This window comes from Thermus sp. (assembly GCF_056332225.1).
Map to the genome: position 1 here is coordinate 1 of NZ_JBWGQW010000055.1, position 8,871 is coordinate 8,871.

General features: G+C 67.7%; 10 protein-coding genes. 7 read left to right on the forward strand and 3 right to left on the reverse strand.

Annotated features, from left to right (window positions below; genetic code table 11):
• Window positions 1-79 precede the first annotated feature (79 nt).
• The 5 genes from AC01Y6_RS08690 (at window position 80) to AC01Y6_RS08710 (ending at window position 4,432) form a co-directional block, all read left to right on the forward strand.
• Window positions 80-205, forward strand: coding sequence for a hypothetical protein (locus AC01Y6_RS08690; RefSeq protein WP_428716848.1), 126 nt, complete (start codon window positions 80-82; stop codon window positions 203-205).
• A gap of 9 nt (window positions 206-214) precedes the next feature.
• Window positions 215-883, forward strand: coding sequence for a ribulose-phosphate 3-epimerase (gene rpe / locus AC01Y6_RS08695; protein ID WP_476671138.1), 669 nt, complete (start codon window positions 215-217; stop codon window positions 881-883).
• Complete coding sequence (fba, locus tag AC01Y6_RS08700) at window positions 864-1,787, forward strand: class II fructose-1,6-bisphosphate aldolase (protein ID WP_428716847.1); 924 nt, start codon at window positions 864-866, stop codon at window positions 1,785-1,787. Before rpe ends, fba begins: the two co-directional genes overlap by 20 nt.
• A gap of 28 nt (window positions 1,788-1,815) precedes the next feature.
• Window positions 1,816-2,961, forward strand: coding sequence for a class I SAM-dependent rRNA methyltransferase (locus AC01Y6_RS08705; protein ID WP_476671140.1), 1,146 nt, complete (start codon window positions 1,816-1,818; stop codon window positions 2,959-2,961).
• Between the two features lie 340 nt (window positions 2,962-3,301).
• Complete coding sequence (locus AC01Y6_RS08710; RefSeq protein ID WP_476671142.1) at window positions 3,302-4,432, forward strand: citrate/2-methylcitrate synthase; 1,131 nt, start codon at window positions 3,302-3,304, stop codon at window positions 4,430-4,432.
• A gap of 5 nt (window positions 4,433-4,437) precedes the next feature.
• On the opposite strand, the gene AC01Y6_RS08715 is transcribed toward AC01Y6_RS08710, so the two are convergent.
• The 3 genes from AC01Y6_RS08715 to era are packed head-to-tail and all read right to left on the reverse strand — an operon-like array spanning window position 4,438 to window position 7,080.
• Window positions 4,438-5,247: a HesA/MoeB/ThiF family protein gene (locus tag AC01Y6_RS08715; protein WP_476671143.1), complete on the reverse strand. Its 810-nt coding sequence runs from the start codon at window positions 5,245-5,247 to the stop codon at window positions 4,438-4,440.
• A gap of 1 nt (window position 5,248) precedes the next feature.
• On the reverse strand, window positions 5,249-6,130 hold the full coding sequence (locus AC01Y6_RS08720; RefSeq protein WP_428720617.1) for an acyltransferase: 882 nt from the start codon (window positions 6,128-6,130) through the stop codon (window positions 5,249-5,251).
• A gap of 44 nt (window positions 6,131-6,174) precedes the next feature.
• A complete protein-coding gene (era, locus tag AC01Y6_RS08725; RefSeq protein ID WP_476671146.1) occupies window positions 6,175-7,080 on the reverse strand; it encodes a GTPase Era in 906 nt (301 codons plus the stop codon).
• An 82-nt stretch (window positions 7,081-7,162) separates the two neighbouring features.
• Here era and dprA point away from each other — a divergent pair, with 82 nt between their 5' ends.
• On the forward strand, window positions 7,163-8,164 hold the full coding sequence (gene dprA / locus AC01Y6_RS08730; RefSeq protein WP_428715772.1) for a DNA-processing protein DprA: 1,002 nt from the start codon (window positions 7,163-7,165) through the stop codon (window positions 8,162-8,164).
• Window positions 8,165-8,219: 55 nt separating this feature from the next.
• Window positions 8,220-8,871: branched-chain amino acid transaminase (locus AC01Y6_RS08735; RefSeq protein ID WP_476671148.1), on the forward strand; the 652-nt coding region annotated here is incomplete at its 3' end.

An 8,871-nucleotide genomic window follows, 5' to 3' on the forward strand; every position in this document is an offset into this window, starting at 1 on the left:
TGCTACGCTTGTTGGTGAAGCGGCTGGCCAGGGCCGCGTAGCTGGCCGTGGAGAGCTTTTACGACAGCCTCTTAGCCTGGTGGGCACCTTCTGGGACAAGGCGGGGCAGAGCTACCCCCTGGCCCTGACCCAGCTCATCATCGCCTACTACCTGGTTAAGATGCGGGAGCTGGCCATTGAGCGGGGGCACCTGCGGGTGGCCTAGGGGGAGAAGATGCTGAAGTTCGCGCCCTCCATCCTCACGGCGGACCTTTCGCGGCTCAAGGAGGCCATAGAGGAGGCCCAGGCGGCGGGGGTGGACTGGATCCACCTGGACGTGATGGACGGGGTCTTCGTCCCCAACCTGACCTTCGGGCCCCTCCTCGTGGAGGCGGTGCGGAGGGTCACCGACCTGCCCCTGGACGTCCACCTCATGATCGTGAAGCCGGAGCGCTACCTCGAGGACTTCGCCCAAGCCGGGGCGGACCACATCACCGTGCACTTTGAGGCCACCTACCACCCCCACCGGGCGGTGCAGAGGGTGAAGGAGCTCGGGAAGAAGGCGGGGCTCGCCGTGAACCCCGGGACCCCCCTGGAGGCCTTTGAGCCTTTGCTTCCCGATTTGGACATCGCCCTCCTCATGAGCGTGAACCCGGGGTTTGGGGGACAGCGGTACATCCCCACCGCCACCGCCAGGCTCAGGCGCCTCAAGGAGATGCGGGACCGCCTGAACCCCGCTTGCCTGATTGAGGTGGACGGGGGCGTGAACCGGGAGACCGTGGCCGAGGTGTACCGGGCGGGGGCGGACGTGGCCGTGGCGGGAAGCGCCCTTTTTAACGACCGCCCGGTGGCGGAAAACCTAAAAGCGCTGAAGGAGGTGGTCTATGCCTTTGGTGATCGGTAAAGAGGTCTTGGACAAGGCGAGGCGGGAAGGCTACGCGGTGCCCAGCTTCAACACCAACAACCTGGAGATCACCCAGGCCATCCTCGAGGTGGCTGATGAACTCAGGGCTCCGGTCTTCATCCAGGTTTCCGACGGGGCCCGCAAGTACGCCGGGATGGAGAACCTGGCCAACCTGGTGAAGGACATGGCGAGCCGGGTGCGGGTGCCGGTGGTCCTCCACCTGGACCACGGGGCGGACTTCGCCATGGTGATGCAGGCTCTAAGGGCGGGCTTCACCAGCGTGATGATAGACGCCAGCCACCATCCCTTTGAGGAGAACGTGCGGGAGACCCAAAAGGTGGTGGAGGCCGCCCACGCCGTGGGGGTGAGCGTGGAGGCGGAGCTCGGCCGCCTACAGGGCATCGAGGACAACGTCCAGGTCTCCGAGGCCGAAGCCTTCCTCACCGATCCCGAGGAGGCGGAGCGCTTCGTGGCGGAGACGGGGATAGACTACCTGGCCATCGCCATCGGCACGAGCCACGGGGCCTACAAGGGGAAGGGGCGGCCCTACATAGACCACAAGCGCCTGGAGGAGATCGCGAAACGGGTTTCCATCCCCTTGGTCCTCCACGGGGCGAGCGGGGTGCCCGCCTGGCTTAAGGAGAAGCTTCTCGCCACGGGGGCCGAGCTCAAGGAGGCCACGGGGATCCACGACGAGGACATCAAGAAGGCCATCCCCAACGGCATCGCCAAGATCAACATCGACACCGACCTGCGTCTGGCCATGACCCTGGGCATCCGCGAGGTGGTGACGCAAAACCCCAAGGAGTTTGACCCCCGGAAGATCCTGGGCAAGGGCCGGGAGTACCTGAAGCAGGTGATCCGGGAAAAGTTCACCCTCATGGGCACCGTGGGCCGGGCCTGAGGCCTTTAGGCCGGGGTATGCTAGCCCCGTGCTGAGGGTGGTGGTCAAACCGGGGAAGGAGCGTAAGGTCCGGAACTTTTACCCCAACCTCTACCGGGACGAGCTCCAGGAGGTCCCGGAGGAGGCCGGGGTGGCCGAGGCGGTGGCCGCGGACGGGGACTTTTTGGCGGTGGGCTACCTGGACCCCCGTTCCCGGGTTCCCTTCCGGGCCTACCGCTTTGACCGGGGGCCCTTGAACCGGGCCTTCTTCCGCCAGCGCTTCGCCCGCGCCCTAAGGAAGCGGGAAGGCCTGGGAAGCGCCTACCGCCTGGTCCACGGGGAGGCGGACGGGCTTCCCGGGCTCGTGGTGGACCGCTTCGGGGAGGTGCTGGTGGTGCAGGTGCGCACCCGGGGAATGGAGGCCCTTAGGGAGGCCTGGCTCCCCGCCCTGGTGGAGGCCGTGGCCCCCAAGGGGGTCTACGAGCGGAGCGACCTCGAGGCCAGGCGGCAGGAGGGCCTTCCCGAAAGGGTAGGGGTGCTCTACGGGGAGGTGCCCGAGGTCCTGGAGGTGGAGGAGGACGGCCTCCTTTTCCCCATCCCCCTCGCCCTCGCCCAGAAGACGGGCTTCTACCTGGACCAGCGGGAAAACCGCCGCCTCCTGGAGGCCATGGTGCGCCCTGGGGAGCGGGTCTTGGACGTCTACAGCTACGTGGGCGCCTTCGCCTTGAGGGCGGCCCGCAAGGGGGCCTATGCCCTCGCGGTGGACAAGGACCTCGAGGCCCTGGCCGTCCTGGACCGGGCCGCCCTGAGGGCGGGCCTCCGGGTGGACATCCGCCACGGGGACGCCCTTTCGGTGCTTAAGACCTTGGAGGGCCCCTTCCACCACGTCCTCCTGGACCCGCCCACCCTGGTGAAGCGCCCCGAGGAGCTTCCCGCCATGAAGCGCCACCTGGTGGACCTGGCGCGGGAGGCCCTGAGGCTTCTCGCCCCCGAGGGCTACCTCTGGCTCACGAGCTGCAGCTACTACCTCAAGGCCGAAGACCTCCTGGAGGTGGCCCGCCGGGCCGCCGCCGACCGGGGGGTGCGCCTTAGGGTCCACGCCCTCACCCACCAGCCTAAGGACCACCCCTGGAGCCTCCACGTGCCGGAAAGCCTCTACCTCAAGACCCTCATCCTCCAGGAGGACGCCCTCTAAGTACCCCGCTCCGGCGAAGGCCAGAAGAGTCCCAAAGAGCCCCTCCCTAGACCACGCCAAGGCCCGTTAATACCCTTTTGGCGTGAATCCTTCGCCTAAGCCAAGGCTATAAGGCCTCTCTAGACCTTCTTTCCCGGGGCCCCCAGGCTGGCGCAAGCCAGCCTGGGGTGGTATAATACCCCCCCACCCCAGCTTGCGCCAGCGTGGGGGCCTCTGGTAGCCAACGGCTCCAGAGCTTCCCAAGGCGAGGCGGCCCGGGAGGGACAAAGGAATCTTGGGCCGGGAGGCTTTCCCTGTATGATGAGGAGGAGCACCCTTGGGGTGCGGAAAAGGAGGAAGTATGGAAGTGGCACGGGGTTTGGAGGGCGTCCTCTTCACGGAAAGCCGGATGTGCTTCATTGACGGGGAGGCGGGCAAGCTCTACTACTACGGCATCCCCATCCAGGAGCTGGCGGAGAAGAGCACCTTTGAGGAGACCGCCTTCCTCCTCCTTCACGGGAGGCTGCCAAAGCGAGAGGAGCTAGAGGCCTTCAAAGGGGAGCTGGCGAGGCGGCGGGCCCTGCCTTCCCACCTCCTTCAGTCCTTCCGCCGCTACCCCACCTCGGCCCACCCCATGAGCTTCCTGCGCACGGCGGTCTCCGAGCTTGGCATGCTGGACCCCACCGAGGCCGACATCTCCCGAGACGCCCTCTACCAGAAGGGCCTGGACCTCATCGCCAAGTTCGCCACCATCGTGGCCGCCAACAAGCGCCTAAGAGAGGGCAAGGAGCCCATCCCCCCTCGGGAGGACCTCTCCCACGCCGCCAACTTCCTCTACATGGCGAACGGGGTGGAGCCCTCCCCCGAGCAAGAGCGCCTGATGGACGCCGCCCTCATCCTCCACGCCGAGCACGGCTTCAACGCCAGCACCTTCACCGCCATCGCCGCCTTCTCCACGGAGACCGACCTCTACTCGGCCATCACCGCCGCCGTGGCCTCCTTGAAGGGCCCCCGCCACGGCGGGGCCAACGAGGCGGTGATGAAGATGATCCAGGAGATCGGCACTCCCGAAAGGGCCCGGGAGTGGGTGCGGGAAAAGCTCGCCAAGAAGGAGCGCATCATGGGCATGGGCCACCGGGTCTACAAGGCCTTTGACCCCAGGGCCGGGGTGCTGGAGAAGCTGGCCCGGGTGGTGGCCGAGACCCACGGCCACTCCACGGAGTACCAGATCCTGAAGATCGTGGAGGAGGAGGCCGGGAAGGTCCTGAACCCCCGGGGCATCTACCCCAACGTGGACTTCTACTCCGGGGTGGTCTACTCCGACCTGGGCTTCGGCCTGGAGTTCTTCACCCCCATCTTCGCCGTGGCCCGCATCGCGGGCTGGGTGGGGCACATCCTGGAGTACAAGGAGCTGGACAACCGCCTCCTCCGCCCCGACGCCAAGTACATCGGGGAGCTGGACGTGCCCTACGTGCCCCTCGAGGCCCGCTAGGGGGGTTATAGCCCGCAGAAGGCCTCGTAGTCTATGAGCTCCTTCTGGGTGGGGTGGTCCCCGCACACCGGGCAGGAGGGGTTGCGGCGGAGGGTGAGCTTGCGGAAGCTCCCTTCCAGGGCATCGTAGAGGAGGAGGTGCCCGGCGAGGGGCTTCCCCAGGCCAAGGAGAACCTTCAAGGCTTCGGCGGCCATGAGGCTTCCCACCACCGCGGGCAGAACCCCAAACACCCCGGCCTCGGCGCAGGAGGGGACGGAACCGGGGGGCGGGGGCTTGGGGAAGAGGCAGCGGTAGCAGGGCCCCATCTCCCCGCCCTCCACGGGGTGGTGGAAGACCGCCACCTGCCCGTCAAACTGGTAGATGGCCCCGTAGACCAGGGGCTTATTCAGGAACACCGCGGCGTCGTTCACCAGGTAGCGGGTGGGGAAGTTGTCCGAGGCGTCCACGATGAGGTCGTAGGGCCTCAGGATCTCCAGGGCGTTTTCCGAGGTTAGGCGGACCGGGTGGGCCTCTATTTGCACCGAGGGATTCAGGGCCTGAAGGCGCTCCTTGGCCGCCAGGGCCTTGGGCTTGCCCACGTCCTCCGTGGCGTAGAGCACCTGGCGGTGGAGGTTGGAAAGCTCCACCCGGTCCATCTCCACGAGGCCCACCCGCCCCACCCCGGCGGCCACCAGGTACATTAGGACGGGCACCCCAAGCCCCCCCGCCCCCACCACCACCACGGAGGACCCCTTGAGCCTTTCCTGCCCCTCGGGGCCCACCTGGGGCAGGATCATCTGCCGGTGGTACCGGTCCAGCTCCTCCTTGGTCCACATCCTAGGCCTCCCGGGTGCCGAAGCCGGGGGGAAGGAAGTCGGGGTAATCGGGGTTGCCCTTGCGGTCGGGGGCCTTGGGCACCAGGTCCGAGGGGTGGGGCTCCCCCCTTCGGCAGAAGGGGCAGTCCTGGCGCACCTTGTAGCGCACGGGCCTCGCGGGGATGCCCAGGGCGATGGCGTGGGGCGGGATGTCCTTGGTGACGATGGCCCCCGTGCCCACCATGGCATCGTCCCCGATGCGCACCCCGGCCAGGACGGTGGCGTGGTAGGTGATGCGCACCCCGCTCCCGATGACCGTCTCCTTCAGGGTCACGTCGGGGGAGGCCAGGACGTGGTGGGTGTGGCTGTAGACGTTGACGTAATCCGAAAGGGAGGTGCGGTCCCCGATCTTGATGCCCCCGATGTCGTCCAGGAGGACGTAGCGGTGCACCACCACGTCGTCGCCCAGCTCCAGGTTGTAGCCCACGGAGAACTCCACGTTCTGGAAGAACTTGGGGTTTTTCCCCACCCGCTTGAAGATGAAGGGGGCGAGGGCCCGCCTGATGGCCACCCCCGAGTGCACGGACTGGCCCAGGGGCGTGAGGTCTAGGACCTTCCAAAACCAAAGGAGAGGCTTCACCCGCCGGAACTTCTCCAGGTCCGTGGCGGCGTAGTACTCGGCCTCAAAGGTGATCCCCTCGGGGTCCAGGCCTAGGGCCGCCAGGGGGTTTGCCTCCAGGAGCTCCTCGTAGGGCCTGCCGTAGAGGAGCCGGGCAAGCTCCTCCCGCACCAGGGCGTTCCGGTCCACGCTTGGGTCCGAAAGCCTCTCCGTGAGGCTTCCCAAATAGCGGTCCAGGGCCTTCTGGTGAAGGGGGGCGATCTCGCGGGGAAGAAGCCAGGGCATAGGACTATGCTACTCCCCAAGGCCCGGGCGCGCCGCCTTTCGCCTCACCCTACGGAGGAGCGGTAGCCGAGCTCCCTCAAGGCCTCGGGGTCCTTGCGCCAGTCGGGGTAGACCTTGACCTCGAGGTCCAGGTACACCCTGCGCCCCAGCAGGGCCTCCAGCTGCTTCCTCGCCGCCTGACCGATCTCCTTGAGCTTCCTTCCCCCCTCCCCGATGACGATGCCCTTCTGGGAGGGGCGCTCCACGTAGATCACCGCCTTGAGGTAAAGCACGCCGTTTTCCCGCTCCGCCACCTCCTCCACCTTGGTGGCGATGGCGTAGGGCACCTCGTGCCAGAGGCGCTTCATGGCCTCTTCGCGGAGGATCTCCGCCACCCACTCCCCGAAGGTCTGGTCCCCCTTGGGGTGGTCCTCGGGGTAGTAGAAGGGGCCCTCGGGGAGGAGGGCGAGGAGCTCCGCCTTGAGGGAGGCCACCTGCTTCGGGTCCAGGGCGGAAAGCTTCCGGGGCAGGGCCTCGGGGAGGAGGGCGTGGTAGGCCTTTAGCGCCTCCTCGGGGTACTTGGCCTCGTCCAGCTTGTTGCCCACGAGGAGGATGGGCACCTTGCCCGCCAAGGGCCTTAGGGCCTTGGCCACCAGCTCGTCCTCGGGGGTGGGGGGGTGGCGCAGGTCCACCACCCAGACCACGGCGTTCACGTCGGAAAGGGCCTCGTAGACCTCCTGGTCCATGAACTCCCCCAGGGCGTCCATGGGCTTGTGGAGGCCCGGGGTGTCCACGAAGACGATCTGGCGCCTTCCCTCGGTGAGAACACCCCGGAGGCGCTTCCTGGTGGTCTGGGGCTTGGGGCTGATGGGGGCCACCTTGGTCCCCAAGAGGTTGTTGAGCAGGGTGGACTTGCCCACGTTGGGCTTGCCCACGATGGCCACAAAGCCGGAGTAGGTCTTCTCTTCCATGGCGTTTAGGTGATCCCGGCCCTCCGGATTTGCCCCTTGGGGCAGGGGCCGGACCTTCCAAGGCTTCCAGTATACTCCAGGCGTGGACCCTTTGGCCTTGGCCTTCCTCCCGGGCATCGGCCCGAAGCGGCTTTTGGAGGCCCTAGAGGCGGAGGATCCCGCGGGCTTCCTCAAGGAACGCTTCCCCGAGGCCTGGCGGCGCCTGCCCGAGGCCGAGGAGCGGGCGGCGGCGGAAAGGCGCCTCGCGGAGGGGATGGGCGTGCGCCTCGTGGGCCTTTGGGAAGAGGGTTTCCCCGAGGGGCTGAAGGCGCTTCCCCAACCCCCCACCCACCTCTACCTGAAGGGAGAGCTTCCCGAGGAGGGGAAGGCGGTGGCCCTGGTGGGCACCCGCAGGGCCTCCCCTTGGGCCTTGGCCTTCGCCCGGAGGCTTGCCCGGGAGCTCGCCGAGGCCGGGCTTTGGGTGGTCTCGGGCCTCGCCCGGGGGATAGACCGGGAGGCCCACCTGGGGGCCCTGGAGGGGGGCGGGCGCACCCTGGGGGTCCTGGGAAGCGCCTTGGACCGGGTCTACCCCCCGGAAAACCGCTCCCTGGCGCAAAGGATGGACCTCCTCTCCGAGTTCCCCTTCGGAACCGGGCCCAAGCCCGAGTTCTTCCCCCGGAGGAACCGCCTCATCGCCGGGCTTTGCCGGGCGGTGGTGGTGGTGGAGGCCCCCCCGGACTCCGGGGCCCTCATCACCGCCCGCCACGCCCTGGAGCTCGGCAAGGAGGTGCTGGCCGTGCCCGGAAGGCCCACGGACCAAGGCTCCCTAGGGGCCAACCGCCTCATCCAGGACGGGGCCTACCCGGTGCTCGGGGCGGAGGACGTGCTCTCCTACCTGGGCTTTTCCGGAAAGCCCAAGCCCCCCTCGGACCTCTCCCCCGAGGAGGCCAGGCTTTACGAGCGCCTGCGCCAGGGCGAGGCCCTGCCCGACGACCTGGCCGAGGCCCTGGGCCTCCCGGCGGAAAGGGTGCTCGCCCTCCTCACCCTCTTGGAGGTGAAGGGCCTGGCCCAGGCCCTCCCCGGGGGGAGGTACGGGGCGGTATAGGTGCGTTTAGAAGCCCGCGTGGGAAAAAGCGCTATGATGGGGGCGGAGGTTCGCCATGACCAAGCCTGAGGCCAAGGGCGGCGACGCGCAGATCAAGGCCGGGCTCATCTGGATGAACGGGGCCCTGGTGCCCCAGGAGGAGGCCAAGACCAGCGTCCTAAGCCACGCCCTGCACTACGGCACGAGCGTTTTTGAAGGAATAAGGGCCTACGAGACCCCCAAAGGCCCCGCCATTTTCCGGCTCAAGGAGCACGTGAAGCGCTTCTACAACTCCGCCAAGGTGCTCCGCATGGAGATCCCCTTCCCCCCGGAGGCGCTGGAGGAGGCCATCAAGGAGGTGGTGCGGAAAAACGGCTACAAGAGCTGCTACATCCGCCCCCTGGCCTGGATGGGGGCGAAGGCCCTCGGGGTGAACCCCCTCCCCAACAACCCCGCCGAGGTGATGGTGGCCGCCTGGGAGTGGGGGGCCTACCTGGGAGAGGAGGCGGTGCGCAAGGGGGCGAGGCTCATCACCAGCTCCTGGGCCCGCTTCCCCGCCAACGTGATGCCGGGCAAGGCCAAGGTGGGCGGCAACTACGTGAACTCGGCCCTGGCCAAGATGGAGGCGGTGGCGGCCGGGGCGGATGAAGCCCTCCTCTTGGACGAGGAGGGGTACGTGGCCGAGGGGAGCGGGGAGAACCTTTTCTTCGTGCGGGACGGGGTGATCT